The sequence below is a fragment of the Duganella sp. Root198D2 genome, from assembly GCF_001428585.1.
GTDB lineage: Bacteria > Pseudomonadota > Gammaproteobacteria > Burkholderiales > Burkholderiaceae_D > Rugamonas.
This window is the reverse complement of the sequence record NZ_LMIC01000008.1, coordinates 49,877-76,113: the sequence shown is the minus strand read 5'-3', so window position 1 is coordinate 76,113 and position 26,237 is coordinate 49,877. Positions and strand designations below refer to the sequence as shown.

Annotated in this window: 21 protein-coding genes and 1 riboswitch; of the genes, 10 read left to right on the top strand and 11 right to left on the bottom strand. The window is 65.1% G+C overall.

What is annotated here, in order from left to right; genetic code table 11:
- Nucleotides 1-59 precede the first annotated feature (59 nt).
- The gene (locus tag ASE26_RS10060; RefSeq protein WP_055932381.1) at nt 60-2,366 is read left to right on the top strand and encodes a UvrD-helicase domain-containing protein; all 2,307 of its coding nucleotides are present in this window, start codon (nt 60-62) and stop codon (nt 2,364-2,366) included.
- A gap of 178 nt (nt 2,367-2,544) precedes the next feature.
- On the opposite strand, the gene ASE26_RS10055 is transcribed toward ASE26_RS10060, so the two are convergent.
- Complete coding sequence (locus ASE26_RS10055) at nt 2,545-3,717, bottom strand: hypothetical protein (RefSeq protein ID WP_057246149.1); 1,173 nt, start codon at nt 3,715-3,717, stop codon at nt 2,545-2,547.
- A gap of 114 nt (nt 3,718-3,831) precedes the next feature.
- On the opposite strand from ASE26_RS10055, the gene ASE26_RS10050 reads away from it, so the two are divergent.
- Entirely contained in the window at nt 3,832-4,755 is a 924-nt protein-coding gene (locus ASE26_RS10050) for a DMT family transporter (RefSeq protein WP_057246148.1), read from the top strand.
- Here ASE26_RS10050 and ASE26_RS10045 read toward each other — a convergent pair.
- Nucleotides 4,752-5,273 carry a GNAT family N-acetyltransferase gene (locus ASE26_RS10045; RefSeq protein WP_057246147.1) on the bottom strand — a complete coding sequence of 174 codons (522 nt, stop codon included), beginning with the start codon at nt 5,271-5,273 and terminating at the stop codon, nt 4,752-4,754. The two genes, ASE26_RS10050 and ASE26_RS10045, sit on opposite strands and share 4 nt — an antisense overlap.
- Before the next feature lie 130 nt (nt 5,274-5,403).
- On the opposite strand from ASE26_RS10045, the gene ASE26_RS10040 reads away from it, so the two are divergent.
- Nucleotides 5,404-5,712, top strand: a complete 309-nt coding sequence (locus tag ASE26_RS10040; RefSeq protein WP_200960804.1) for a hypothetical protein — start codon at nt 5,404-5,406, stop codon at nt 5,710-5,712.
- 79 nt (nt 5,713-5,791) lie between these two features.
- Nucleotides 5,792-9,238 (top strand): EAL domain-containing protein, encoded by a 3,447-nt coding sequence (locus tag ASE26_RS31945; protein WP_055932365.1) that lies wholly within the window; start codon nt 5,792-5,794, stop codon nt 9,236-9,238.
- A gap of 46 nt (nt 9,239-9,284) precedes the next feature.
- On the opposite strand, the gene ASE26_RS10030 is transcribed toward ASE26_RS31945, so the two are convergent.
- The 9 genes from ASE26_RS10030 to thiC all read right to left on the bottom strand — a co-directional run bounded on the left by ASE26_RS10030 (nt 9,285) and on the right by thiC (nt 18,430).
- A complete protein-coding gene (locus ASE26_RS10030) occupies nt 9,285-11,390 on the bottom strand; it encodes a M56 family metallopeptidase (RefSeq protein ID WP_057246145.1) in 2,106 nt (701 codons plus the stop codon).
- Nucleotides 11,391-11,565: 175 nt separating this feature from the next.
- Entirely contained in the window at nt 11,566-12,672 is a 1,107-nt protein-coding gene (locus ASE26_RS10025; protein ID WP_055932359.1) for an S-(hydroxymethyl)glutathione dehydrogenase/class III alcohol dehydrogenase, read from the bottom strand.
- Nucleotides 12,673-12,709: 37 nt separating this feature from the next.
- Nucleotides 12,710-13,102: a response regulator gene (locus tag ASE26_RS10020; RefSeq protein ID WP_055932356.1), complete on the bottom strand. Its 393-nt coding sequence runs from the start codon at nt 13,100-13,102 to the stop codon at nt 12,710-12,712.
- A gap of 155 nt (nt 13,103-13,257) precedes the next feature.
- On the bottom strand, nt 13,258-13,887 hold the full coding sequence (locus tag ASE26_RS10015) for an ANTAR domain-containing response regulator (protein WP_055932353.1): 630 nt from the start codon (nt 13,885-13,887) through the stop codon (nt 13,258-13,260).
- Nucleotides 13,888-13,904: 17 nt separating this feature from the next.
- On the bottom strand, nt 13,905-14,522 hold the full coding sequence (gene thiE, locus ASE26_RS10010; RefSeq protein WP_057246144.1) for a thiamine phosphate synthase: 618 nt from the start codon (nt 14,520-14,522) through the stop codon (nt 13,905-13,907).
- A 9-nt stretch (nt 14,523-14,531) separates the two neighbouring features.
- Entirely contained in the window at nt 14,532-15,575 is a 1,044-nt protein-coding gene (locus ASE26_RS31990; protein WP_055932347.1) for a bifunctional hydroxymethylpyrimidine kinase/phosphomethylpyrimidine kinase, read from the bottom strand.
- Entirely contained in the window at nt 15,572-16,354 is a 783-nt protein-coding gene (locus ASE26_RS10000) for a thiazole synthase (RefSeq protein WP_055932344.1), read from the bottom strand. Before ASE26_RS10000 ends, ASE26_RS31990 begins: the two co-directional genes overlap by 4 nt.
- 16 nt (nt 16,355-16,370) lie before the next feature.
- Complete coding sequence (gene thiS / locus ASE26_RS09995) at nt 16,371-16,574, bottom strand: sulfur carrier protein ThiS (RefSeq protein ID WP_057246143.1); 204 nt, start codon at nt 16,572-16,574, stop codon at nt 16,371-16,373.
- Nucleotides 16,571-18,430: a phosphomethylpyrimidine synthase ThiC gene (gene thiC / locus ASE26_RS09990; protein WP_057246142.1), complete on the bottom strand. Its 1,860-nt coding sequence runs from the start codon at nt 18,428-18,430 to the stop codon at nt 16,571-16,573. The genes thiS and thiC overlap by 4 nt, the downstream gene beginning before the upstream one ends.
- Before the next feature lie 78 nt (nt 18,431-18,508).
- Nucleotides 18,509-18,621, bottom strand: a riboswitch (TPP riboswitch).
- A gap of 57 nt (nt 18,622-18,678) precedes the next feature.
- Between thiC and ASE26_RS09985 the strand changes: the two genes are divergently transcribed.
- The 6 genes from ASE26_RS09985 to ASE26_RS09960 all read left to right on the top strand — a co-directional run bounded on the left by ASE26_RS09985 (nt 18,679) and on the right by ASE26_RS09960 (nt 26,233).
- Nucleotides 18,679-19,302 carry a hypothetical protein gene (locus tag ASE26_RS09985; protein WP_057246141.1) on the top strand — a complete coding sequence of 208 codons (624 nt, stop codon included), beginning with the start codon at nt 18,679-18,681 and terminating at the stop codon, nt 19,300-19,302.
- Between the two features lie 201 nt (nt 19,303-19,503).
- A complete protein-coding gene (locus ASE26_RS09980) occupies nt 19,504-20,709 on the top strand; it encodes a DUF4382 domain-containing protein (RefSeq protein WP_057246140.1) in 1,206 nt (401 codons plus the stop codon).
- 136 nt (nt 20,710-20,845) lie between these two features.
- On the top strand, nt 20,846-22,609 hold the full coding sequence (locus ASE26_RS09975) for an acyclic terpene utilization AtuA family protein (RefSeq protein ID WP_057246139.1): 1,764 nt from the start codon (nt 20,846-20,848) through the stop codon (nt 22,607-22,609).
- Entirely contained in the window at nt 22,606-23,730 is a 1,125-nt protein-coding gene (locus ASE26_RS09970) for an acyl-CoA dehydrogenase family protein (protein WP_057246138.1), read from the top strand. The genes ASE26_RS09975 and ASE26_RS09970 overlap by 4 nt, the downstream gene beginning before the upstream one ends.
- A gap of 11 nt (nt 23,731-23,741) precedes the next feature.
- Entirely contained in the window at nt 23,742-24,614 is an 873-nt protein-coding gene (locus ASE26_RS09965; protein WP_057246137.1) for an SDR family oxidoreductase, read from the top strand.
- A complete protein-coding gene (locus ASE26_RS09960) occupies nt 24,614-26,233 on the top strand; it encodes an acyl-CoA carboxylase subunit beta (protein ID WP_055932319.1) in 1,620 nt (539 codons plus the stop codon). Before ASE26_RS09965 ends, ASE26_RS09960 begins: the two co-directional genes overlap by 1 nt.
- The last annotated feature ends 4 nt before the right edge of the window (nt 26,234-26,237 follow it).

Sequence of the window (26,237 nt, the reverse complement as noted above, 5' to 3'; positions counted from 1 at the left end):
AGCCAGCCGCCACGCCCCGTCTCCCGGCCTCCCAAGCGCTGCGCCGGTATAATGGAGGGATGCAAAATCTCCTCCACAACCTCAATCCCGAACAACTCGCAGCAGTCACCCTGCCACCGCAAAATGCCCTGATTCTGGCCGGTGCCGGATCGGGCAAGACGCGCGTGCTGACCACCCGTATCGCGTGGCTGATCCAGACTGGCCAGGTATCCCCGTCCGGCGTGCTGGCGGTGACCTTTACCAACAAAGCGGCAAAGGAAATGCTCACCCGTCTGAGCGCCATGTTGCCGATCAATACACGCGGCATGTGGATCGGCACCTTCCACGGCCTGTGCAACCGCTTGCTGCGCACCCACTACAAGGATGCGGCCCTGCCGCAGACTTTCCAGATCCTCGATTCGCAAGACCAGCTATCGATGATCAAGCGCCTGCTGAAGGCGAACAATATCGACGATGAAAAGTTCCCGCCGAAGCAGGTGGTGTACTTCATCAATAACAACAAAGACCAGGGCTTGCGCGCCTCGCAGGTGGAGGCCTACGACGCGCTGGAGCGCAAACTGGTCGAGTTGTACCAGCTCTATGACGACCAGTGCCAGCGCGAAGGCGTGGTGGATTTCGCCGAACTGCTGCTGCGCACCTACGAACTGTTGTCGCGCAACGAACCGCTGCGCCAGCACTACCAGCAACGCTTCCGCCACATCCTGGTCGACGAGTTCCAGGATACGAACAACCTGCAGTACGCCTGGCTGAAACTGATGGCTGGCCATGCCTCGCCATTCGGCGGCGCGCTGTTCGCCGTGGGCGACGATGACCAGAGCATCTACGCTTTCCGCGGCGCCAACGTAGGCAATATGCAGGCCTTCGAAAGCGAGTTCCAGGTCAAGAACCTGATCAAGCTGGAACAGAACTACCGCTCGCACGGCCACATCCTGGATTCGGCCAACCTGCTGATCGCCAACAACAGCCGCCGCCTGGGCAAGAACCTGCGCACCGACGCCGGCCATGGCGAGCAGGTACGCGTGTACGAAGCCAGCTCGGACCTGCAGGAAGCGCAGTGGATCATTGAAGAAGCCAAGTCGCTGATCGCCGAGGGAGCCCTGCGCCGCGAAGTCGCGATCCTGTACCGCTCGAATGCGCAGTCGCGCGTGATCGAACATGCCCTGTTCTCGGCCGGCATGCCTTACCACGTGTACGGCGGCCTGCGCTACTTCCAGCGCGCTGAGGTCAAGCATGCCATCGCTTACCTGCAGTTGATGGACAACCCGCATAACGATTCGGCCTTCCTGCGCGTGGTGAATTTCCCGGCGCGCGGCATCGGTGCGCGCTCGATTGAGCAACTGCAGAACGCAGCAGCCACCTACAACTGCTCGCTGTACGCCGCAGTGCCGTACATGGTCGGCAAGGCCGGCACCTCGCTGGCCGCCTTTACCAAGCTGATTGAGGGGGTGCGCTTCGAGACCCAGCAACTGGCACTGCCGGAACTGGTGAAGATCACGCTGGATTCCTCCGGCCTGCTGCTGCATTACCAGAATGAGAAGGAAGGCGCCGACCGCGTCGAGAACTTGGAGCAGATGGTCAGCGCTGCTACGCAGTTCGTGTCCGAAGAAGGCTTCGGACAGGGGGCGCCTGCGCACCTCGGTCCGCAGGCTTCGGCCTCCGCCGGCGCGCAAGTGGTGGTAGCAGACGGCGTGGAGATCATCGACGCCGATGCTCCGCTGGCGACCGTGATGTCGCCTCTGTCCGCATTCCTGTCCCACGCTTCGCTGGAAGCCGGCGACAACCAGGCCCAGGAAGGCCAGGATGCGCTGCAGCTGATGACGGTGCACTCGGCCAAGGGCCTGGAGTTCGACAATGTCTTCATCACCGGCCTGGAAGAAGGCCTGTTCCCGCACGAGAGCAGCTCGAAAGAAGAAGGCGGCGTGGAGGAAGAGCGTCGCCTGATGTATGTTGCGATCACACGTGCGCGCAAGCGCTTGTACATGTCGTTCTGCCAGACCCGCATGCTGCACGGCCAGACGCGCTACAACATGAAGTCGCGCTTCTTCGACGAACTGCCGGAGGAATCGCTGAAGTGGCTGACGGCACGCGTGCAGAACAACTGGTTCTCTACCGGTTCACGCAAGTCGGCATGGGATGAAATGCCGTCCGTGCCAAGCGCCGACAATCGCCTGGCGGCGCGCATGAACGAACGCTCCGGTGCCTCCGGTGGCTGGCGCATCGGCGAATCGGTCGCCCACGCCAAGTTCGGCGAAGGCGTGATCGTCAATCTCGAAGGCAGTGGCGCCAACTGCCGCGCGCAAATCAACTTCGGCTCCTTCGGCATGAAGGTGCTCGACCTCTCGGTCGCGAAGTTGGAACGGATCTAACTCCATCCCCGGGGCGGGGATGTCCCATTCCCGCCCCGTATTTGAATCATGCTATGCCCTGGCATAAGAAACATAATGCGTTTCGCTCAAAGCATGCTTACTTCAACGTGATAGGGATCCCGTACATACCTGGCGGTGCAGCGAAGACCTGGATTTCCGTTGGACCTGCAATTTCCATTCAATAGAATATCGGAGCCCCCCTGAAGTCACAAAAGTCTTTGCTGTTTGTGAAATGGGCGTTCAGCTTCGACACGACAGCTTTCCCGTAGCGCCCCCTGATCGTCCCTGCGATGCCGAATGCCCGCTCCCTGTGAGCTTCGGTCAGCAGCGGCATGACAAACATCATTTCGCCATACTTGGCTTGCTCGTAATAGTCGCTTGCGGAATCGTCAAGGCACTCAATTTTTTCCAGTGCCAGGCTGATGACGCGAGTCGGGTCCAGCGTTTTCAGCACCGATCCAAAATGGTACAGGTTATGTATCCTCGCTGAGGTAGCCGGCTGCGTGTTGAAGTCCAACATAAACTGCTCATACAGTTTTTCGACTTCCCCGTCGTGCAGAAAGGCGGCTAGTTTAAGCAGGCAGCGGTTCCTGTAATAGTCCGACTCGAAAAGTCTGGCCCTGGCCGCCAGCCTGACTGCATCGTCGTACTCGAAATAGGCTGCGTTGCGGACAACAAGATAGGCAATGAGCCCCTCCGGTACGTCCGGCAGGCCAAGGTGGGCGGCTACCACTTTGGCTCGGGAGGCACTATCCATGTACGGGAACATGAACTTAAGACGATACGCGGCCTCAGAAGATCCGGAGGCAAATTGTTGCAGCAAGTAGCTCAGGATCTCCGTTTTGCGAAGCGTATCCATCCTGGGGTAGATGCCGGCAAGAGCCCTTGTTTTGTACGGTTCGTGGAGTTCGAGGATGGTGTGGTACGCCTGGCTGGCGACTTCGTCGGTAAGCAGGTAAGCATATTGGCCAATGCAGTTTGCCTTGTCGTAGCCATCGTCAAGATCGCGTATCGCTGACCAGATTGTTGCGGCGTCAAAGCATTGTTCAGCGCGGAAGCGGTCCTGTCGCCAGGCTACCCGATGCAAGAACAAGTCGATGAGCGGACTCTTGTTCTTCAGGAATGAGCTCAATAATTCAAATAGCCTGATCGAACGTTCTTTCGTTCTTTTTCGATAGAACTGGTCAAGCAATGAATTGGCGTAGTAAGTCGTCATCGAGTCGTCCGGATATGCATCGAGGAACTCTGCGATTTTTCGCACCAGCGCGGTTGGAACTTCCAGCCTCCCGGCATAGCCCACCGACGCAACCATTTCGCTTTTCAAAGCGGCGTAGGTAGCGTATTGATTCATAGTCTCATTCTGCGTTTTTGCATAGCTCAAACGCGATTATTGGGAATATCCATGCAATGAAGCATAGCCTACAGTGGGCGCGACCGTCACTCACATTTTCTTCGGAGGCTAAACATGGAAACCCTTCTGATCCCGGCATCGCTGTTTGCCGGCGGACTGCTCGCTGTGCAAGCGGGCGCGAATGCGCAACTGTCCAAAGCAACCGGCAGTCCCTTTGCGGCGACCACGCTGCAACTGTCGGTCGGCACGCTTGCGCTGCTGGTGCTTGCCCTGCTTACGGGGACGCTGACCGCCGCCGCCGCCCTGCCCCACGTACCTTGGTGGCATGCAGTCGGCGGGGTAGCGAGCGCCATCTATGTCGTTTCCACCATCCTGCTGTTTCCGCGCCTCGGCGCAATTGTTTCAGTAGGACTCTTCATTGCGGGCCAGATGCTGGCGTCATTTGTCCTTGATGTCACCGGACTGGCCGGCGACGCACCGCGTACAGTCGATGCCCCGCTTGCCGTCGGCATGCTGGCACTCCTGGCGGGGGCCGCGATCATCGTCAAGGGGCAGTCTGGCCGGCAATCACACCCGGTAGCGGGCAAGGCCGGCTGGATCATGCTCGCCTTGCTTGCCGGTGCAGTGCTGCCGGTTCAGGGCGTGGTGAACGGCTTGCTGCGACATGATCTCGGTGCGCCGTTGGTGGTTGGTGCCGTAAGCTTCCTGGTCGCCACCTTGGCGATGGCTGTGGCGCTGCTGTTTTCGACCACGGTACTGCGCGCACCGGCGCCTACGTTGCAAGGCCTGCCTTCCATGCCCTGGTGGGGATGGCTCGGCGGCTTCGCCGGCGCGATCTATGTCACGACTGTCTTTACCGCGATTCCGGTCATCGGTGCCTCGGCTGCAATCGGGTTGACGGTCGCCGGGCAGCAAGTGGCGTCTGTCTTCGTCGACCGGCATGGCTGGTTCCGGCTGCCGCAACGCGACGTTTCGGCGCTGCGGCTGACTGGCGTCGTGCTGCTGCTGGCCGGCGTGGCGGTCATCAAACTGCTTTAAGTGTCCCTGGCATCAGGCGCGAGCACCTTCGTCATCGGGATCTCGTCGTACCTCACGCCATCGACAACCAGCGCGGCAGGCTCATAGCCCCAGGCCTTAAAGCCCAGCGACTCATACAGTTTTTGCGCAGCTTCGTTGCCGGCCGTGACGGCAAGGCTGACGTAGGTCACACCTTCCAGTGAAGCGGCACAGTCCAGCGCCCGCTCCATCAGCTTGCGCGCAGCGCCTTTCCCTCGCTGGGCGGTAGAGACGTACACGCCGCGAATGTGGGCGCGGTGGCGTTGCTTTGAGCTGCTGTCGCGATCCACGCGCGCGATCGCAACCAAGGCCTCCTCATTGAACACGCCTAGATATTCGCGTCCCGATCCTGGCGACAGGCGCCTCGCGATTTCGCTGAGTGGCGTGGTGGACTCCTCTTCAAAGCTGGCTGTGAATGCCGAAGGCGCTTCGCGCAGGCCTTCCAGGCGCAAGGAATGATAGGCAGCGGCATCGCCGGGTGTCAGGAATCTCGTTTGCATGGTGGCTGCATTGTACTGAATGATGGGTTTTCGCCACATGTTGTCGCGAAACCGCCAAGCTGTGATTCGGGGCCTTGAAGACGCGGCGGGACGTGCGAATATGCGCCTCACACATATGAAAGGAACAATAATGAATACCGCTAACGACCTCGCTGCCATCAACCAGAAAATCCTTGCCGACGGCGAATCGCTGCCGCTGGTGCAGCTAAAAGACGGCAGCAAGGTGCAAACCGGCACTGTCGCCACCATGCTGCGCAATATCGAGTTGTATAACGCCGGCGAACGCGGCGACCTTGAACAGCAACTGGAAGCAGCCATCCCGACCGTCGCCAAGGTCGGCCTGTTCGACCTGTTCCCCCCCGAAGAGTGGATTGCAGGCAGCAACCAAGGTCGCCGCCTGGTCGGAACCTTGGCCGCGCAGTACCTTGCCTTTAAGTAGTTGATTTCTGCGGGGATTTTTTTCTGTTAGATTGAGGAGAGCGCTGCCCACACTGCAATACAAACAGATAAGGGTTGCAATGTTCGACTACCTGATCCTCGTCCTCGGCGCGCCCGACAGCAGTGTGCTCTACCTTGGCCACTACGACGCCGTGCTGGTCACCCTGTCAGTGGCGGTCGCTATCTTCGCTTCCTACGCTGCGCTGCTGGTAGCGCAGCTGCTGCCTTCCGCAGCGAATCGGGCACGCCGCGCGGGGTGGCTGGCTGCGGGCGGCGGCTGCCTGGGCCTGGGCATCTGGGCCATGCACTTCGTGGGCATGCTGGCCTTCACCCTGCCCTGCACCAACAGCTATGACGCCGGACTGACACTCCTGTCCACCGTACCCGGCATGTTGGCCAGCGGCCTGGCCTTGCACGTCATCAGCCAAGGCCCGCCCAACACGCCGCGGCTGTGGATCGCCGGCACCCTGCTTGGCGCCGGCATCGGCGCCATGCACTACACCGGTATGGCGGCGATGCAGTTCGACGGCATGATCCAGTACGACCTGCGCCTGTTCCTGCTGTCGATCGCAGTGGCCGTGGCGATGGCAACGCTGGCCTTGTGGCTCAAGTTCCGGCTGGCGCGATTAAAGGGACGCTGGGCGTCCCCGCTGTGGAGTTCCGTGGTGATGGGCCTGGCGGTGGCCTGCATGCACTACACCGCGATGGCCGCGGCCTATTTCGTGCGCGACGGCCGTGGCAGCAGCGCCGCGGCCAACGTCGCGGAGACTGCGCACATCAGTCCAAGCATACTGGCTGCTTCCGTCCTGGTGTTCACCAGCCTGCTGATTGTTGTCACCATTGTCGCCACCTATGTCGGCAAGCGCCGCCTGTTCACCTTCGAGCGCTCCTACCGCCTGATCGCCATGCTGATCCTCGGCTGGAGCGTGATCGCGTGGCTGGGCGCCAGCTACTTCCAGCAGCGCATGTCCGACGAGGTGTACCAGCATGAGCTGAAAGTAGCACAGGACCAGGCCGACAACGTCGCCAGCAGCATCGAAGAAAGTACGGCGCGACTGCGCGGCTTCGCCTTGATGCTGGCGCGTGATGCCGCCATCCGCAGCATAGCGCTGCAGGGCTCAGCAGACCAGGCATCGAACGAACGGCTGGCGCAGACTGCGCGCGCTTTGAAGGTCGACAGCATGTTTGTGCTCGATGCCGGCGGTACCTGCATCGCCACCAGCAACCTGGCCGAGACGGCCTTGTATGTCGGCCGCAATTTCTCCAGCCGCGACTACTTCATCCAGTCGCACGCCAGCGAAGAAGGACAGCAATATGGCGTCGGCCGCGACGGCCAGACGGGCGCCCTGTACTACGCCCACGCCGTGCGCGATGGCGACAAATTCCTCGGCGTCGCGGTGGTCAAGTTGAATGCCGGCGCATTAGCCACCATGGCAGGTCCGTCGCAAGCCTGGGTGGCCGACAGCAACGGCGTCATCATCCACTCGGCCGATGCAACCCTGCGCCACCAGGCCTTGCCCGAGGCCCGCGTGAGCCGGCTGGACCCGGCGCAGCGCCGCCAGCGCTATGGGCGCGAACGTTTCGCCAGCGTCTCGCTGGAACCCTGGGACGCGGCCGGCATGCCGGCCGCGGCGCGCATAGGCGGCGCGCGCACCCCAAGCGTGCTGGCATCCCGCTCCTTGTCCGATGGCAGCCTCTCGGTCACGGTGCCGCGGCCGTTGCCGGCCTTGCAGCACCAGGGTACGCGCCGCTTCTGGCTATTCATGCTGATCGAATTCACGGGAAGCATGCTGGTCGCCGCAGCCACCGCCACCGCGCTCTACCTGCGCGAGAAGCAAAAGGCGGACGCCGACCTGCGCGTTGCCGCCACCGCATTCGAGTCTTTGGAAGGCATGGCCATCACCGATGCAGATCACATGATCTTGCGCGTCAACCGCGCTTACACCGACATCACCGGCTTTTCCGAGCGCGATGCGCTGGACCGCGAACTGCTGGTATGCGACGACTCCGCGCTGCAACAGCGCATCTGGGATGGTGTAACCGCCCATGGCGCCTGGCAGGGCGAAGTATGGCAACTGCGCAAGAGCGGAGGGCGTTTCCCGTGCTGGCTGGTGGTGACGGCCGTGCGCGACGCGGCCGGTGAAATCACCCACCACGTGTGTGCGCTGACCGACATCACCGAACGCAAAGCCTCGGAGCAGGAAATCCGCAACCTGGCGCTATTCGACTTCCTGACCCAGTTGCCGAACCGGCGCTGCCTGATGGACCGCCTGCAGCACGCGCTGGCTTCCAGCGCACGCACCGGCCAATGCGGTGCGCTGCTGTTCATCGACCTGGATAACTTCAAGGACCTGAACGACACGCTGGGCCACAACGTTGGCGACATGCTGCTGCAGCAGGCCGCGCGCCGCTTCGTCGGCTGCGTGCGCGAGAGCGATACCGTGGCGCGCCTGGGCGGCGACGAATTCGTGATCATGCTGGAGAACCTGTCCGACGATACCGAACTGGCCGCCGAACAGGCGCGCGCCATCGGCGCCAAGCTGCTGGCGAGGCAGACCGAACCGTACATCATGGGCCCGCACCAGCACAGCTGCACCTCCAGTGTCGGCATCACGGTGTTCCGCGGCGAACAGGAAAGCCTGGAGGACCTCCTCAAGCAAACCGACCTCGCGATGTACCAGGCCAAGGCGGCCGGCCGCAATACCATGTGCTTCTTCGACCCCGCCATGCAAACCGTGGTCAGCGCCCGCGCCGCCCTTGATGCGGACTTGCGCCAGGGCCTGTCGCTGCGGCAGTTCATGCTGCACTACCAGCCGCAAGTCGATGCTGAAGGACGCATCACCGGCGCTGAAGCCCTGCTGCGCTGGCAGCACCCGGTACGCGGCCTGGTGCCGCCGATGCACTTCATTGCTGCGGCCGAGGCGTCGAGCCTGATCCTGCCGCTCGGCGCCTGGGTACTGGAGCAAGCCTGCGCCCAGTTGGTAGCCTGGGCGCACGAACCATTGACAGCTTCGCTGGAATTAGCAGTGAACGTCAGCCCGCGCCAGTTCTACCAGGCCGACTTCGTCGAGCAGGTAATGGGCGCGCTGGTGCGCAGCGGCGCCTCGCCGCACTTGCTGAAGCTGGAGCTGACCGAAGGCTTGCTGCTGGACGACGTGGAAGCATCGATTGGCAAAATGGCGCTGCTGAAGGCGGCCGGCATCGGCATCTCCCTGGACGACTTCGGCACCGGCTATTCCTCGCTGGCTTACCTGAAGCGCCTGCCGCTGTGCCAGTTGAAGATCGACCGCTCTTTCGTGCGCGACATCGTGCACAATGCCGACGATGCCGCCATCACCAAGACCATCCTGACCCTGGCCGACAGCATGGGGCTGTCGGCCATTGCCGAAGGCGTTGAGTCGCTGGAACAAAAGAACTATCTCGCACACCAGGGCTGCCGCGCCTTCCAGGGCTACCTGTTCGGCGCTCCGCTGCCGGTGGCCGAATTCGAGGCGCTGCTGTTGCCGGAACAGCTGGCCCGCGCATGAGGATTCCGGCTGCGTCACCAAGTCCCAGACCTGACCCCGACTTTTATTACAGGACTGGCTTGGCGCTGCCGTTGCTGATGGCTTCGTCGATCAGGGCGCGCGAAGCTTTGTCCGCTTCACGCGACAGGCGGCCTTGTTCGCGTCCCAGCTCGCCCATCTTGCGGCCCATTTCGTGCAGCGGTTTGGAGGCTTCGGCGATGCGGGCGTGCATGGCGGCCATCGGGGCTTGGCGTGCTGCCAGCGCGGCGTGGCGGGCGCCGATCTCACTGCCCTGACGCGCCATTTCCGCCGACAGCGGTTCCATCTGCTTGCGCAGGCTTTCCAGGTCGCGTTCCAGCTGGGCGCGGGTCTTGTCGTCGGCCATTGCCATCTTGCGGCCGGCTTTTTCCATGGCGCGCCCGATGCGTTCTTGCTGCCGTGCGGACAGTTCCATCTTGCGCTCCAGGTCGCGTTCCAGGGCTTGCTGCTCCTTGCTGCCCATGGCGGCTTCGACTTCTTTCGCAACCTGGTCGCTCATCGCTTCCACTTGCTTGCCTTGGACGTCCATCAGCTTGCCCTGTTCATCCATCAGCTTTCCTTGCGCTTCGGCTGGCTTCCAGAGGTCGCGCACCTTGCCCAGCAGGACCGGGTCCTGGATCACGTAGGATTTGCCGTCTTTGCGAACGTAGATGAATTCGCCCTTGGTATCCTGGCGCAGGCGCTTCAGCATCGTCAGGTCGCTTGGCGCGCCGTGGAAGCCGTTCACCGACAGGTGCTTGTCGTTGTCACGCACGAAGGCGTAGGCGCTGCGGCTGCCGTCGTCGATCGAGATGTAGCTGCTGCTTTCGATCTCCTTCAGTTCCTTCGGCGGCTTCGGTGGTTTGGGCGGAGCGGGTACGGCTGCCATCGGTACGGCGGCCATCGGCGCGGCGGGCGGTGCGGGCGGCGCCAGTTCGGCCACCGGCGGGGCCGGGCGGGCGGGCGGCGCAGCGACTGCGGGAGGCGCCGGCGGGGCCGGTGGCGCGGGCTCCACGTCGTGCGGGTCGTCGGCATCGGTGACGTGCAACAGCATGGCGCCTGCCGGCGCGGCGTCGGGAGCGGCTGCGGTAACAGCGCTGGCGGCCGGGAGCGACACTGCTTGCGGCATCGCGTGGGCATACAGCGCGGCGCAGGCCGCAAAAATTCCTAACAACGGGGTCGCCATCTTCCAGCTCAGTGGCTGTGCATCGGGACGGATCAGGCGTTTGATTCGGGACATGAGGTCTCCTCCGTTTGCCGCGGGGGCAGCAAAGTGATGGGTGGTGAACTGGAATCTGTCCAGCTCTGAAAGTGCAAGTGCCAGGCGCCGCGGTTCGCCGAGCGTGCTTGCGGCTAAGTCGTCTGCTATCTGTTCGCGCTCGCGCCGGATGCATTGCGACAGCATCCACACGCTGGGGTGGTAGAACAGGAAAATCTCGATGCCGCTCTGGACCAGGTTGACCAGGTAGTCGTGGCGGCGTACATGCGCCAGCTCGTGCGCCAGCAGTGCTTCCAGCAAATCGGGCGGCAGGCCGCTGACCAGCGAAGCTGGCAGCAGCACGATCGGGCGCAGGATACCGGCCGTGATCGGGCCTTCCAGCGCATCGTCCGATACGCCGAGTCGCACCAGGCGCCGAATGCCCATGCGCTGCGCCAGCGCGGTGGTGCGTGCCTGCCAGCTGGCGTCGGCGTGGTAATGATTGGGCAGGGTGCGGGTGCGCACCCATTGCAGGCCAAGCGACAGGCGCAGCGTCATCAGCGCAGCGCCGGCGGCCCACAGCAGCACCAGCCAGGGCATCTGGCGGCGCAGCAGGTATTCCCAGGATGCCATGGCATCAATGTCGACCAGCGCTGCTTCGCCGCCCTGCCCGCCTGCTACGCCGGGGATGGCGGCGATGGCGGTGGCTTCCAGTGGGGCGGGCAGTACGTAGCCGGTGTCGGCTGCGTCGGCCAGGCGCCATGCGAAATGGGCCAGCGGGAGTGCGGCGCACATCAGCAAGGCGGTGCAGGCGACCAGGTAACGCGCTTGCGGCCGGGCATTGCGCAGGGCGTGCAGGAGCAATGCCGCGACGCAGCCGATCAGCAGGCCTTGCCACAGAAAGTGCAGCAGGGACCAGCCCAGGGCGGGGATGACGGCGTTCAGCAGGTTGCTCATGGCAGGCGGCTCCGGTTTGATGGTGTCCTTGCAAACTAGATTAAATGATCTAGATCTTTGTGTCTAGAACTTTTTGTCTAGATGCGGATGCAAGCGCTCAGGAGCCAATGTAGCCGCGCGCCGGCAGCGCGGCGCGGGATTTGCGACAGGCGGCGCAATTCGCCGCCCAGGATGCTTAATACACGACCACGGAGCGGATCGATTCGCCGCGTTCCATCAGGTCGAAGCCTTCGTTGATGCGTTCCAGCGGCAGGGTGTGGGTGATCAGCTCATCGATTTTGAGCTTGCCTTCCATATACCAGTCCACGATCTTCGGCACGTCGGTGCGGCCGCGCGCGCCGCCGAAAGCGGAGCCGAGCCAGTGGCGGCCGGTGACCAGCTGGAACGGACGGGTCGAAATCTCCTGCCCTGCCGCCGCCACGCCGATCACAATCGATTTGCCCCAGCCTTTGTGGCAGCACTCAAGCGCCTGGCGCATCAGCTGCGTATTGCCGACGCACTCGAAGCTGTAATCGGCGCCGCCGTCGGTCAGTTGCACGATGGCGTCCACCACGTTCTCGACGCCGCGCGGATTGATGAAGTGGGTCATGCCGAACTGGCGCGCCATCGCTTCGCGCGCCGGGTTGATGTCGACGCCGATGATCTTGTCGGCGCCCACCATCCTGGCCGCCTGGATCACGTTCAGGCCAATGCCGCCCAGGCCGAACACCACCACGTTCGCACCAGCTTCCACCTTGGCAGTGAACAGCACGGCGCCCACGCCGGTGGTGACGCCGCAGCCGATGTAGCATACCTTGTCGAACGGCGCGTCGGGACGGATCTTGGCCAGCGCAATCTCCGGCACCACGATGTAGTTGGAGAAGGTGGAGGTGCCCATGTAGTGGAACAGCGGCTTGCCGTCCAGCGAGAAGCGGCTGGAGCCGTCCGGCATCAGGCCCTTGCCCTGGGTCGAGCGGATCGCCTGGCACAGGTTGGTCTTGCGCGACAGGCAGAATTTGCACTGGCGGCATTCCGGCGTGTACAGCGGGATCACATGGTCGTCTTTCCTGAGCGAAGTGACGCCCGGCCCGACGTCAACCACTACGCCTGCGCCTTCGTGGCCAAGGATGGCCGGGAACAGCCCTTCCGGATCGGCGCCGGACAGGGTGTAGTGGTCGGTATGGCAAATACCGGTGGCCTTGATCTCCACCAGCACCTCGCCCGCGCGCGGGCCATCCAGGTCCACCTCTTCAATGGTCAGCGGCGCTCCCGCCTTCCATGCCACAGCTGCTCTCGTCTTCATCCCGGTACTCCAAAACTGATAAAGACGACAGCATAGCCTAACTCCTGACAGCCAGCGTGGACTCCAGTCCCAGCATGTGCGACACGGTGCGCCAGAGCTGGCGCGGCGAAGTCCAGGGCTTGGGCAGGAAGGCGTGGGCCTGGTGATGCAGCATCGGCTGGCTGCCCGAATACAGCAGCACCGGGGTGTTCTGCTCGGTCTGTCGCATGCAGCGGATCAAGGCGTGGCCGTCGCCGTCCGGCAGGTCGGGGTCGATCACCACCAGGGCAAACTCGCCTTGCTGCAACTGGCTTTGCGCCTGGCTGTAGCTCGATGCGTGCACCACGTGGATTTCAGGCGCCAGCAAGGTGGCGAGGACGACGGCGCTATCTTCGTCGTGGTCGACGTGCAGCACCCGTGGCGCCGGATGCAAATCAAATGGCATGTTCATGAAGCGGTTCTCCGCACTGCAGGGGATGGTCGGCGGAGCTGGGCCGAAGGATGTTGCCGGGCCGCGAAGGAGGGGCGGCCGCTGAAGGGGATTACGGTGGGCGAGTCGGGGCCCACCGGAATAGTCTAAAGCAAGCGCGCGGCCCGCGGAAAGCTTTATTTCTTCAGGCGTGAGTTAAATGCAGCATGCAAACCGTTCAACATTTCTTCCGCCGCCAGCAGCTGGTCGGCTACCTCGTTGATCTTGCGCCGGCTGGAACGGGCATGGTCGCGCAACACTTCGAAGGCGGTGTTGCGGTCGGTCTGGTACTTGCACATCAACAGTCCCACGGCCAGGCTGGTTTCGCGACCGGCTGCCAGTGCTGCATTAAGGTTGATTTCAGTGCGCCGCAACTGGCGGATTTCGTCGGCGCGCGCCAGGCCGGCTTCAAAAGCCGGCATCAGGTGGTGCTCGTCGACCGGCTTCACCACGAAGCCCACCGCGCCATAAGCGGCGGCCTGCTTGCCGGCGTCGGCGTCGCCGCGGCCGGAGAGGAACATGAAAGGCACCGTGGTGTTGCGGTTCAACTGCTTGGCCAGTTCCAGGCCCGACATGCCGGGCATGTGAATGTCGAGCAGGGCCAGGTCGGGTTCGCGCTCGGCGATCAGGGACAAGGCCTGGTCCGATGAATGCGCCAGCATGGTGTCGTAGCCGGCACGGGCAAGCAGCTCGCCCAGGAACTCGGTCAGGATCTTGTCATCATCGACGATCAGGATCAGGCGCTTTGGCGGAGTCTGGGCGTTCATCGGCGTCAACCTTATGGTTATGCTAATGGGGAAATTATAGACTGAAATTCCCGCACTGCAGCCGCTACATCATCGGCCAGGTAAACACTGGTGATGGCCGCCACCATTTGCGCTCCCTCGGCCACCAGCGGCGCTGCATTTTGCGCCGTCATGCCGCCGATCACGCACAGCGGCACACCGATCACTTCACGTGCGTGGCGCAGGATCGACGGCTGCGTGGTGACGGCGTACTGCTTCACCTTCGACGGGTAAAAGCCGCCGAATGCCACGTAGCTGGCGCCGGCCGCCTGCGCTGCCTGGGCGCGCGCCAGCTCGCCGTAGCAGGAAGCGCCAATCAGCTTGTTGGGGCCGAGCGAAGCGCGTACTTCGGCCAGCGGCGCATCGGTACCGCCCAGGTGCACGCCATCGGCGCCCAGTTCACGGCACAGCGCCACGTGGTCGTTCACCAGGAACGGCACGCTGTACTTGTGGCAAAGCTCGCGCAGCGCCCCGCCCTGCTCGCGCCGCAGCGCCGCACTAGCGTCCTTGTGGCGGTATTGCAGCAGCGCGACGCCAGCGCGCAGCGCCTGCTCGCTCACCTCGAGCAGTTTGTCGGTATCGTCCCAATTGGGAGTGACCAGGTAAAGTCCTTGCATGATTTCTCCTTATCGCTGCGGAATGCGCTGGCCGGGCGCGATCGCGTATGAAGCGGCCAGTGCGCGCTGGGTATAGCCTTGCGCCTTGGTCAATGCTTGCGCCATCGTGTTGCCCAATGCCAGCAGGCCTGCCGTGGCGGCGGCCAGGGTGCAACCGCTGCCGTGAAAATCGCCCGGCAGGCGCGGCCAGCTCCAGTTCTGCTGGCGGTCAGGCCCGAGCCAGCGATTGATTACCACGTCGCTGCCTTCATCGTGGCCGCCCGTGACCAGCACGTGGGTGCAGCCCAGCGCCCGCAGCGCACGTGCATGGGTCAAGGCATCGCCATGCGCGGTGCCGTGCCAGGCCGGCGGCACTCCGGGCGCCGCCAGCGCCACCATTGGTGCCGCGTCCACCAGCGCAACCCCGCCCGCCTCGCCCGCCTCGCCTTCAGGCGCATCACCCGCCGCAGCCAGCGCACCAGCCATGGACGGCACCGGCGACCGTGCCGCAGCACCGATGCCGGATGCCGCCGCCGCGCTTGCCCGGACAGGCGCGCGATAGCGCGCCGCATTGCCGGCCAGGGCCGCGGCCTCGGGGCCATTCGGCATGATCAGCGTGGCCAGCGGCAGCAGGGGCGCCAGCGCCTGCACCGCATCGTCGCGCCCCAGCGCATCGCCATGGCCGCTGCGCAGCACTGGATCGAGCACCACCGGCGGATCGCTGTACAGGCGCTGCGCCCAGCCCGGCGCCGCACCGGCCGCGGCGCGATGCGTGGCACGCAGCTCGCAGAGCAGCATCGCGATGGCTTGCGCATTTTCCGCGCTGCCCGGAATGCCGATCTTCACCGCCGCCACCGGCACCTGCGCCAGCAGCGCGCGCGCCTGCTGCAGTACCACTTCCGGCGCCAGCGGCATCACCGCATGCACCCGGTTATTGTCCTGCACCGTAATGGCCGTCAGCACCGGCAGCGCATGCGCGCCCATCGCCGTGATGGCCTGGATGTCGGCCGCCATGCCGGCGCCGCCCGAAGGATCGGCGCCGGAAAACACCAGCACGCAAGGCCGGTCGCTCATGCCAGCCTCCCCGCCATCGGCGACGACGGCGAGGCGGCGAAACGGCGCGGCATGCGGCCGGCCAGGAAGGCTTCGCGGCCGGCCTGCACGCCCAGCTTCATGGCGCGCGCCATGCGTACCGGGTCGCCGGCAGCGGCGATGGCGGTGTTCATCAGCACACCGTCGCAGCCCAGCTCCATGGCGATGGCCGCATCGGACGCGGTGCCGACGCCGGCATCGACCAGCACCGGCACGTTCGACTGCTCGATGATCAGCGACAGGTTCCACGGATTCAGGATGCCCATGCCCGAGCCGATCAGGGACGCCAGCGGCATCACCGCGCAGCAGCCGATATCTTCCAGCATGCGCGCCTGGATCGGGTCGTCGCTGCAGTAGACCATCACATCGAAGCCGTCCTTCACCAGTTCGCGCGCAGCGACCAGGGTTTCCGGCATGTTGGGGAACAGGGTCTTCTCGTCGCCCAGCACTTCCAGCTTGACCAGTTTGTGGCCGTTCAGCAGTTCGCGCGCCATCTGCAGCGTGTACACCGCATCCTTCGCCGTGTAGCAGCCGGCCGTATTCGGCAGGATGGTGAATTCATGCGGCGGCACGTAGTCCAGCAAGCTTGGCGCGTGCGGGTCCTGGCCGATGTTGACGCGGCGAATCGCCACCGTGATGATGTCCGCGCCCGCCGCCAGCGTGGCTTCGCGGGTTTGCGCCAAGTCCTTGTACTTGCCGCTGCCGACCAGCAGGCGCGAGCTGTATTGCTTGCCCGCGATGAGCAATGGTTTGTCTTGCATTTGCCGTCTCCCCTTTTCAGCCCCCGCCGATGGCGCGGACGATATCTACTTTGTCGTTTTGGTTCAGTGCGACCTGCGGCCAGCGCTGGCGCGGCACCACCTGGCGGTTGACCGCCAGCGCCAGCGCCTGCCCTGTCAGTTCCAGCGCATCGATCAGCGCCTCCAGCGTCTGCCGCGGCGGCACCGCGTGCGGCGCACCGTTCAGTTCAATCTCGATCATGCCTGCTCGCGGTAGATGCTGGCACCGCCCTTGACGAACTCGATCGACTTTTCCTGCATGCCCTTGGCCGCGAACTCGCGCACTTCCTGCGTGATCTTCATCGAGCAGAAATGCGGGCCGCACATGGAGCAGAAGTGCGCCACCTTGGCCGAATCCTTCGGCAGGGTCTCGTCGTGGAATTCGCGCGCGCGGTCCGGATCCAGGCCCAGGTTGAACTGGTCTTCCCAGCGGAACTCGAAGCGCGCCAGCGACAGCGCGTTGTCGCGGATCTGCGCGCCCGGATGGCCTTTTGCCAGGTCGGCCGCGTGTGCCGCGATCTTGTAGGTGATGATGCCTTCCTTGACGTCGGCCTTGTTCGGCAGGCCAAGGTGCTCTTTCGGCGTCACGTAGCACAGCATGGCGGTGCCGTACCAGCCGATCTGCGCGGCGCCGATGCCGGAGGTGATATGGTCGTAGCCGGGCGCGATATCGGTGGTCAAGGGGCCTAGGGTGTAGAACGGCGCTTCGCTGCACTGCTCCAGCTGCAGGTCCATGTTCTCTTTAATGAGCTGCATCGGCACGTGGCCCGGGCCCTCGATCATCACCTGCACGTCGTGCTTCCAGGCGACCTGGGTCAGTTCGCCCAGGGTTTTCAGTTCGCCCAGCTGCGCCGCATCGTTGGCATCCCACACCGAGCCGGGACGCAAGCCGTCGCCCAGCGAGAAGCTCACGTCGTAGGCTTTCATGATGTCGCAGATGTCTTCGAAGTGCGTGTACAGGAAGTTTTCCTTGTGGTGGGCCAGGCACCACTTGGCCATGATCGAACCGCCGCGCGAGACGATGCCGGTCATGCGGTTGGCCGTCAGCGGCACGTAGCGCAGCAGCACGCCGGCGTGGATGGTGAAATAGTCGACGCCCTGCTCCGCCTGTTCGATCAGGGTGTCGCGGAAGATTTCCCAGGTCAGGTCTTCGGCCTTGCCGTTGACCTTCTCCAGCGCCTGGTAGATCGGCACCGTGCCGATCGGCACCGGCGAATTGCGCACGATCCATTCGCGCGTCTCGTGGATATGCTTGCCGGTGGACAGGTCCATCACGGTGTCGCCGCCCCAGCGAATGGCCCAGGTCATCTTCTCCACTTCCTCGCCGATGGAGGACGTGACGGCGGAGTTGCCGATATTGGCGTTGATCTTGACCAGGAAATTGCGGCCGATGATCATCGGCTCCAGTTCCGGGTGGTTGATATTGGCCGGGATGATGGCGCGGCCGCGGGCAATCTCGTCGCGCACGAATTCAGGCGTGATTTCTTCCGGGATGGCGGCGCCGAAGGACTCGCCACGGTGCTGGCGGCCCAGCAGGTCGGCCATGCGCTGGCCTTTCTCGCCCTGGGTGCGCAGGCCGGCCAGGTATTCCTTGCGGCGCAGGTTTTCCCGGATCGCCACGTATTCCATTTCCGGCGTGACGATGCCTTGGCGCGCGTAGTGCATCTGGCTCACGTTGCGGCCGGCTTGCGCGCGGCGCGGCTGGCGGTGCAGTTCGAAGCGCAGCGCATCGAGCTTTTCATCGGCCAGGCGCTGGCGGCCATAGTCGGAAGTCGGGCCGGCCAGCAGCTCGGTGTCGCTGCGCTCGGCGATCCAGGCCGCGCGCGGCGTGCCGAGGCCCTTGCGGATGTCGATCGTTTCGTCCGGGTCGCTGTAAGGCCCGGAACAGTCGTACACGGTGACCGGCGCATTGTCGCCGGACAGGCTGATCTCGCGCATCGGCACGCGCAGGTCGGCGCGGCTGCCGGTCACATAGATTTTGCGGGAATTCGGCAGCGGGGTAACAGCTGCGGAGTCGACCTCTGCCTGGGCGGCGAGGAAAGTTGGATTGGCGTTCATTTTGGCTCCTTTGTTGGCGCAGGAGCCAGCAAAGGAGGTTAGGCTGCGCGTGCAGTTGCGCCGTGCGTGGCGCAGCCGCTGCGTATCCTGAAGCTTCCCTTCGCTGGCATTATCCAGATCAGGTTCGGAGGGTATTTCTCACCCGCGCAGCTCAATATGAAACTGAGCGCACAGGACCCCTAGCGTGTGCCACCTTTCGGCAGCGAGCGGATTATATCTATAATCGATGCGCATTGAAAGGAGACCGGATGCGATATGTAGTATTCCTGGCGGCGATGGCCGCGCAGGCGGCAACGGCGATGGCCGGGCCAGGCCCTGCTGCGCGCGCGCCGACGCTGGCCGAGCAGCGCTCGTTCGAACAATTCATGCAGCGCAGCGCGCCGGGCACGCCCGTGCCGCCGCTGCGCCTGGAGCGCGCAAGCGATGGCAGCAGGTGGATTGCCAGCGCTACCACCGATGCACCGCCGGTGCGCCTGGTACTGCCGCTGTGCCGCGTCACGCGCACCCGCTACACGCAGCAGGCCGACGATAGCTGGCGGGCCGACAGCAGCCAGCATGTCTGGATCCACCACACCACCAGCTGCGGCATGCCGCCGGCCACAATGGTCGAACTGCGCGCACCGCTGGCCGAAATCGACATGCTGCGCCTGATCCAGGCCCAGGGCGAACTGCTGCAGCGCGCGCGCCTGCTCATGGCCGGCAATACCAGTTGCGCACCGACCCGTTCGCGCAGCTTCCAGTTGCGCGCCCTGGGCCGCAGCACCGACGGCATGTTCCTGCTTGGCTATGAAAGCGATATCGGCAGCAAAGTCGAGATCACGGTGCGGCCGTCGCGCGCGGAACTCACCGCATGGAACGTTAACTGCCGATAATTAACTGCCGGTAATTAACTGCCGGTAAAACAGTGCGTCGCAAGGAGGGCTGTGTTCCACATGCAACACAGCCCTTGCTGCAGAGTGACTTTTGATCTGCAAGTGTAACAATTCGTTACTATGTGGGTAATCGCACATTGGGTTTTTCCTCTCGCTTCCGATAATGGAAGAGCACCAATAACTATTACGAGAGGCACTACCATGAACTCCAAAGTCTCCCTGCTCCCACTCGCGCTGACATCCCTCCTGCTCGCTGCCTGCGGCGGCGGCGGTGGCGGTGGCGACGCCCCACCCACCCAGACCATGGGCACCCTGGGCGTCTCGATTACCGACGCTCCGGCCTGCGGCTTCGATGCCGTCAACGTGACGGTCAACAAGGTCCGCGTCAACACCAGCGCCACCGCCAGCGACACCGATAGCGGCTGGACCGATATCACCCTCTCGCCAGGGAAGAAAATCAACCTGCTGAACCTGACCAACGGCACCCTGGACGCGCTGGGCCAGACCGCGCTGGCGGCAGGCCGCTACAACCAGGTACGCCTGGTGCTGGACCCGAACACCGGCAACGCGACTGCCAACTCCGTGGTCCTGAGCGGCACCACCACCGAGATCTCGCTCGACACCCCGAGCGCGGTACAAAGCGGCATCAAGATGAACGCCGACTTCACGGTGGAAGCGGGCCAGCGCTATGACCTGGTGATGGACTTCGACGCCTGCAAATCCATCGTCACCAAGGGCAATGGCAAGTACGCGCTGAAACCGGTGGTCAAGGTGATCCCGACTGCCCTGAACGGCATCAGCGGCTTCGTCGCCGTGCCGCTGCTGTCCGACGGCATTACCGTCAGCGCCCAGCAAAACGGCGCCGTGGTGGCCGCGACGGTGCCAAGCGCCACCGGCGAATTCGTGCTGCCACGCCTGCCTCTCGGTAACTACGACGTGGTCATCACCTCGAATACCCATGCGGCCTACGTGGTGGGCGGCGTACCGGTGACTTCCACCACTGCCATGGTGCCGATCAGCACCACCGGCGCCCCGTTCACCCTGCCGGCCACCAGCCTGATGGGATCGATCAGCGGCACCGCCACGCTGACCCCGGCCAGCGCCACCGAATCGGCCCTGGTCTCGGCCAAGCAAGCCATTACCGGCGGCCCGACCGTGACCCTGCGCTACACCAATGCGGACCTGAGCACCGGCGCTTACAGCATCGCCAAGTTGCCGCTGGCCGCGCCGCAATACGCTGCCTATAGCGCCACCCTGCCGCTGGCCTTCTCCAGCGCCGGCACCATCCCGGCCACCGGCATGTACAAGGTCGATGCCTCGGCCACCGGCTACACCACGCTGTCCAATGCCGCGGTCGACCTCAATGTCGCCAACGCCATCAACGTCAACTTCAACCTGGTGCCTTAAGCACCTGGCGTCGGCTAAGCTGACGCGCCAGCCCCGGCCCCGCCTCTGGCGGCAGCCGGGGCTTTTTCCTTGCACGCCCGCGCTTTTCCGAGGTATCCTTAATTATTCAATCGCATGATTTAATAAAGGAGGCAGGGTGCGCGCAGGCAGGAACCATGTCCGGATCGGAGGGGCGGCTGGCTTCTGGGGCGACAGCGCCCTCGGCCCGCGCCAGCTGCTCGACGGCGGCGACCTCGATTACCTCGTTTTCGATTACCTGGCCGAACTGACCATGTCGCTGCTGGCGGCGGCGCGCCGCAAGCAGCCGGAGTTGGGCTACGCCACCGACTTCATCGACGTCATGCGCGACGTGCTGGCCGACGCGCTGGCACGCGGCGTGCGCATCGTGGCCAACGCCGGCGGCATCAACCCGCAAGGCTGCGCCGCCGCACTGCGCGCGCTGGCGGCGGAACAGGGACTGGCGCCGCGCATCGCCGTGGTGGAAGGCGACGACGTGTCAGCCTTGCTGCCCGGCTTGCGCGCGGAAGGCCTGCCCCTGCCAGCCACGGTGCTGAGCGCCAACGCCTACCTTGGCGCACTGCCGGTCAAGGCCGCACTCGATTCCGGCGCCGACGTGGTGATCACCGGCCGCTGCGTCGACAGCGCCGTGACGCTGGGCGCCCTGATGCACGAATTCGGCTGGGCCGCCGGCGATTACGACCTGCTCGCCGCCGGCAGCCTGGCTGGCCACTTGATCGAATGCGGCTGCCAGGGCAGCGGCGGCCTGTTCACCGACTGGGAAGACGTACCCGATTGGGCCAACAGCGGCTATCCCGTGGTGGAATGCCGCGCCGACGGCAGCTTCGTGCTGGGCAAGCCAGAAAGCAGCGGCGGGCTGGTATCGCCAGCCGCGGCGGCCGAACAGCTGCTCTATGAAATCGGCGACCCGGCGCACTACCTGCTGCCTGACGTGGTGTGCGATTTCACCGGCGTCACGCTGGAGCCAGCGGGCCCGCAGCGCGTGCTGGTGCAAGGCGCGCGCGGCCACGCGCCTACGCCGACCTACAAGGTCAGCGCCACCTACGCCGACGGCTTTCGCAGCGCCGCGCAACTGACCATCGTCGGCCACGACGCAGGCCGCAAGGCGCGCCGCAGCGCCGAAGCCATCCTGACGCGGACCCGGGCCATGTTCGCCCGCGCCGGACTGGCCGACTATTCCGCCACGCACATCGACATCCTCGGCGCGCAAGAAGGCTTCGGCCAGGCGGTCATGTGGCTGGCGGTAGCCCACCCGCAGCGCGCCGCGCTCGAAAGTTTCACGCGCGAGATCGCCCCCGCCGGCACTTCGTGGGCACCCGGCACCACCGGTTTCGGCGGCCGCCCCTCCGTCTCGCCCGCCATCAAACAATTCTCCTTCCTGCTCGACAAAAACCGCATCCAGCCCGTGGTGCACCTGCCCGATGGCGAGCAAGCGCGCCCCGCAATCCCGCCCGGCACTGCCGCTACGGCCGAGCCCGTGTCACACCTTGGGGTTGCCCCTAGGGGCGAGGGTGTGACACGAGCTCTACCGCGTGAGGGGTGGCGCATGGTGCCGTTGATTGAGCTGGCCTGGGCGCGCAGCGGCGATAAGGGCGATACCTCGAATATCGGCGTCATCGCGCGCCATCCTGGAGACCTGCCTTTGCTGCGCGAGCAACTGACGCCGGAAGCGGTGGCCGCGCACCTGGCGGACAAGGTAAGCGGCCCTGTGAGGCGCTACGAACTGCCCGGCATCCACGCCTTCAACTTCGTCTGCGAGCAGGCGCTGGGCGGCGGCGGCATGGCGTCACTGCGCCACGATCCGCTTGGCAAGGGCATGGCGCAATGGCTGCTGGCGATGCCAGTCGCGGTGCCGCCGGATTTCACCAGCCGGAGAACATGATGGAAGAAGCCTTGCGCGCCACCGTGCGCCGTTTCGTCGAGCAGGAGCTGCGCCCCCACGTCAACGACTGGGAAGAAGCCGGCACCTTCCCGCGCGCCCTTTATCAGCAAGCCGGCGCACTGGGCCTGCTGGCCCTGGGCTTCCCGGAGGCCGACGGCGGCATCCCCGCCAGCTACCGCCAGTTGCAGGTGCTGAACGAGGAACTATGCCGCACCGCCTGCGGCGGCCTGCTGGCATCCCTGTTCAGCCATCGCATCGGCACGCCGCCGATCGTGCATGGCGGCTCTGCCGAACTGCGCGCGCGCGTGCTGCCCGGCATCTTCTCCGGCGCGACGATCAGCGCCCTGGCCGTGACGGAGCCGGGCGGCGGCTCCGACGTGGCCAGCCTGGCGGCAACGGCGGAGCGCGACGGCGACCATTACATCGTCAACGGCAGCAAGACCTTCATCACCTCCGGCATGCGCGCCGACTGGATCACGCTGGCCGTGCGCACCGGCGGCCAAGGCAGCGGCGCGGCCGGGGTGAGCGTCCTGCTGGTGCCCGGCGACACGCCGGGGCTGACGCCTACACCGCTGAAGAAGATGGGCTGGTGGTGCTCCGACACGGCCGAACTGCATTTCGACCATTGCCGCGTGCCGGCCGCCAACCTGCTGGGCGCCGAAAATGCCGGCTTCACGCTCCTGATGCGCAACTTCAACGATGAACGCCTGATGCTGGCCATGCACGCCTGCTACCTGGCGCAAGCCTGCCTCGATGAAGCGCTGCAATGGGCGCAGCAGCGCAAGACCTTCGGCAAAGCGCTGGTGCAGCACCAGGCCGTGCGCCACAAACTGGTGGGCATGGCGACCCGCATCGAGGCCACGCGCGCCTTCATCGACAGTGTGGTCGCGCGCATGGATGCGGGAGGGCAGGACGTGGCGCAAGTGTGCATGCTGAAGAACTTCGCGGCGCAAACCATGCAGGCCTGCGCCGGCGAAGCGGTGCAGATCCTGGGCGGCATGGGCTTCATGCGCGGCACGGTGGCCGAGCGCGCGTACCGCGACGCCAAGGTGTATATGATCGGCGGCGGCGCCGAAGAAATCCTCAACGACCTGGCCGCGCGCCAGCTCGGCTGGTCCTGAAAGGAAGTGCAATGTACCAATCGATCTTCAAACCCGGCCTGTTCGAGGGCCGCGCCATCGTGGTGACGGGCGGTGGCAGCGGCATCGGGCGCTGCACCGCGCACGAACTGGCGGCGCTGGGAGCGCGCGTGCTGCTGGTGGGGCGCGACAGCGCCAAGCTCGATGCCGTGCGCGCCGAGATTGCCGGCGCCGGCGGCGCTGCCCACGGCTACTCCTGCAATATCCGCAGCGAAGAGGCCGTGCGCGAGCTGGTGGCGCAGATGGTGGCCGCACACGGCCCGCTGCACGGCCTGGTCAACAACGCCGGCGGCCAGTTCCCGGCGCCGCTGCGCGAGATCTCGCAAAAGGGCTGGGAAGCGGTGGTCCAGACCAACCTCACCGGCGGCTTCCTGCTGGCGCGCGAGTGCCTGAACCAGAGCATGGCCGAGCATGGCGGCGCCATCGTCAATATCGCGGCCGACATGTTTGGCAGCATGCCGAACATGGGCCACTCGGGCGCGGCGCGCGCCGGCATGGTGAGCCTGACCGAGACGGCAGCTTTCGAGTGGGCGCAGTACGGCGTGCGGGTGAACGCCGTGGCGCCGGGCTACATCGCCTCCTCCGGCATGGACCAGTATCCGCCGCAAATGCGCGACACCATCCGCGTCTTCCCGCGCACGGTGCCGCTGCACCGCTTCGGCACCGAATCGGAAGTGGCGGCGGCCATCACCTTCCTGCTGTCCGACGCGGCGGCCTTCATCACCGGCAGCACCTTGCGCGTCGACGGCGGCCGGCCGAATGTGCGGCCTGGCATGCCGATGCCCGCGCCGCGCCAGGCCGGCGCCACGGCGCCCTTCAACGGTTTCCACCTGGCGGCCACGCCGCGCGTACTGGAGGGCGGATAATGCCGGCGCTCGAAAGCCGCGTGCCGGCGCAGGGCGCAGCCTTCCAGGCCAACAGCGCGGCGCTGGAGGCGCAGCTGGCGCGCCTGCGCCAGCTGGAAGCGCGTAGCCGCGACAAATCGGCAGCCTCGGCGCCGCTGTTTGCCAAGCGCGGCCAGCTGCTGCCGCGCGAACGCCTGGGCGCCCTGCTCGATGCCGGCGCACCGTTCCTGGAAATGGCCACGCTGGCCGGCTACTGCCTGGACCATCCCGATCCCGAGCGCTCGGTGCCGGGCGGCGGCCTGGTGGGCGGCATCGGCTTTGTCAGCGGCGTGCGCTGCATGGTGGTGGCCGACGATTCCGGCATCGATGCCGGCGCCGTACAGCCGATGGGGATCGAGAAGTTCCAGCGCCTGCAGCAGGTGGCGCTGGCGCAGAAGCTGCCCTTCATCCACCTGGTCGAATGCGCGGGCGCCAACCTGCTGGACTACAAGGTCGAGACCTTCATCCACGGCGGCAGCGGCTTCTACTGGCTGGCGCGCCTGTCGGCGGCGGGACTGCCGGTGATCAGCGTGGTGCACGGCTCCAGCACCGCGGGCGGCGCCTACATGCCGGGCCTGTCCGACTACGTGGTGATGGTGCGCGAGCGCGCCAAGGCGTTCCTGGCCGGGCCGCCGCTGCTGAAGGCGGCCACCGGCGAAATCGCCAGCGAGGAAGAACTGGGCGGCGCGGAGATGCACGCCACGCTGTCCGGCCTGGCCGACTACCTGGCCGAAGACGACGCCGATGCGCTGCGCATCACGCGCGAACTGGTGGCAAGCCTGGGCTGGAACGCCGCGCCGGCGGCGGGCGGCGCACCGTACGAGGCGCCGCGCCATGCGGCGGCGGAACTGCTCGGCATCGCGCCATGCGACCAGCGCAAGCCGCTCGACATGCGCGAAGTGATCGCGCGCATCGTGGACGGCTCGGCCTTCCTGGAGTTCAAGCCCGGCTACGGCGCGGCCACGGTGACCGGCCATGCGGCCATCTGCGGCATGGCGGTCGGCATCATCACCAACAACGGCCCGCTCGATCCGGCCGGCGCCACCAAGGCGGCGCACTTCATCCAGCTGTGCTGCCAGTCCGGCACCCCGCTGCTGTTCCTGCAGAACACCACCGGCTTCATGGTCGGCAAAGCCTACGAGCAGGCGGGCATGATCAAGCACGGCTCGAAAATGATCCAGGCGCTGGCCAACGCCAACGTGCCGCGCATTACCCTGCATTGCGGCGCATCGTTTGGCGCCGGCAATTACGGCATGTCCGGGCGCGGCTTCATGCCGGACTTCTGTTTCAGCTGGCCCAATGCGCGCACCGCCGTGATGGGCGCCGAGCAGGCAGCCACCACGATGGCCATCGTGATGGAAGGCAGCATGCGGCGCAAAGGACAGGAAATCGACCGCGAGGCGATTGCCGCCATGCGCGCACGCGTGGTGGAAACCTTCGAGCGCCAGACCGACGTTTTTACGACATCCGGACGCCTGCTGGACGACGGCGTCATCGACCCGCGCGACACGCGCAAGGTGCTGGCCTGCGTGCTGGCAGTGTGCGAGGAAGCGCGCCGGCGCGAGCTGCGGCCGGTGCAATTCGGCGTCGCCCGACCATGATTGG

Excerpts from the sequence above, each read along its gene's own strand:
- ASE26_RS10000 (WP_055932344.1), bottom strand. The coding sequence starts at position 16,354 with ATGCAAGACAAACCATTGCTCATCGCGGGCAAGCAATACAGCTCGCGC.
- ASE26_RS10045 (WP_057246147.1), bottom strand. The coding sequence starts at position 5,273 with ATGCAAACGAGATTCCTGACACCCGGCGATGCCGCTGCCTATCATTCC.
- ASE26_RS09985 (WP_057246141.1), top strand. The coding sequence starts at position 18,679 with ATGCGATATGTAGTATTCCTGGCGGCGATGGCCGCGCAGGCGGCAACG.
- ASE26_RS10020 (WP_055932356.1), bottom strand. The coding sequence starts at position 13,102 with ATGAACATGCCATTTGATTTGCATCCGGCGCCACGGGTGCTGCACGTC.
- thiS (WP_057246143.1), bottom strand. The coding sequence starts at position 16,574 with ATGATCGAGATTGAACTGAACGGTGCGCCGCACGCGGTGCCGCCGCGG.
- ASE26_RS10015 (WP_055932353.1), bottom strand. The coding sequence starts at position 13,887 with ATGAACGCCCAGACTCCGCCAAAGCGCCTGATCCTGATCGTCGATGAT.
- ASE26_RS09965 (WP_057246137.1), top strand. The coding sequence starts at position 23,742 with ATGTACCAATCGATCTTCAAACCCGGCCTGTTCGAGGGCCGCGCCATC.
- thiC (WP_057246142.1), bottom strand. The coding sequence starts at position 18,430 with ATGAACGCCAATCCAACTTTCCTCGCCGCCCAGGCAGAGGTCGACTCC.
- ASE26_RS09960 (WP_055932319.1), top strand. The coding sequence starts at position 24,614 with ATGCCGGCGCTCGAAAGCCGCGTGCCGGCGCAGGGCGCAGCCTTCCAG.
- ASE26_RS09980 (WP_057246140.1), top strand. The coding sequence starts at position 19,504 with ATGAACTCCAAAGTCTCCCTGCTCCCACTCGCGCTGACATCCCTCCTG.
- ASE26_RS10050 (WP_057246148.1), top strand. The coding sequence starts at position 3,832 with ATGGAAACCCTTCTGATCCCGGCATCGCTGTTTGCCGGCGGACTGCTC.
- ASE26_RS10030 (WP_057246145.1), bottom strand. The coding sequence starts at position 11,390 with ATGAGCAACCTGCTGAACGCCGTCATCCCCGCCCTGGGCTGGTCCCTG.
- ASE26_RS10040 (WP_200960804.1), top strand. The coding sequence starts at position 5,404 with ATGAATACCGCTAACGACCTCGCTGCCATCAACCAGAAAATCCTTGCC.
- ASE26_RS10025 (WP_055932359.1), bottom strand. The coding sequence starts at position 12,672 with ATGAAGACGAGAGCAGCTGTGGCATGGAAGGCGGGAGCGCCGCTGACC.
- thiE (WP_057246144.1), bottom strand. The coding sequence starts at position 14,522 with ATGCAAGGACTTTACCTGGTCACTCCCAATTGGGACGATACCGACAAA.
- ASE26_RS10060 (WP_055932381.1), top strand. The coding sequence starts at position 60 with ATGCAAAATCTCCTCCACAACCTCAATCCCGAACAACTCGCAGCAGTC.
- ASE26_RS31945 (WP_055932365.1), top strand. The coding sequence starts at position 5,792 with ATGTTCGACTACCTGATCCTCGTCCTCGGCGCGCCCGACAGCAGTGTG.
- ASE26_RS31990 (WP_055932347.1), bottom strand. The coding sequence starts at position 15,575 with ATGAGCGACCGGCCTTGCGTGCTGGTGTTTTCCGGCGCCGATCCTTCG.
- ASE26_RS09970 (WP_057246138.1), top strand. The coding sequence starts at position 22,606 with ATGATGGAAGAAGCCTTGCGCGCCACCGTGCGCCGTTTCGTCGAGCAG.
- ASE26_RS10055 (WP_057246149.1), bottom strand. The coding sequence starts at position 3,717 with ATGAATCAATACGCTACCTACGCCGCTTTGAAAAGCGAAATGGTTGCG.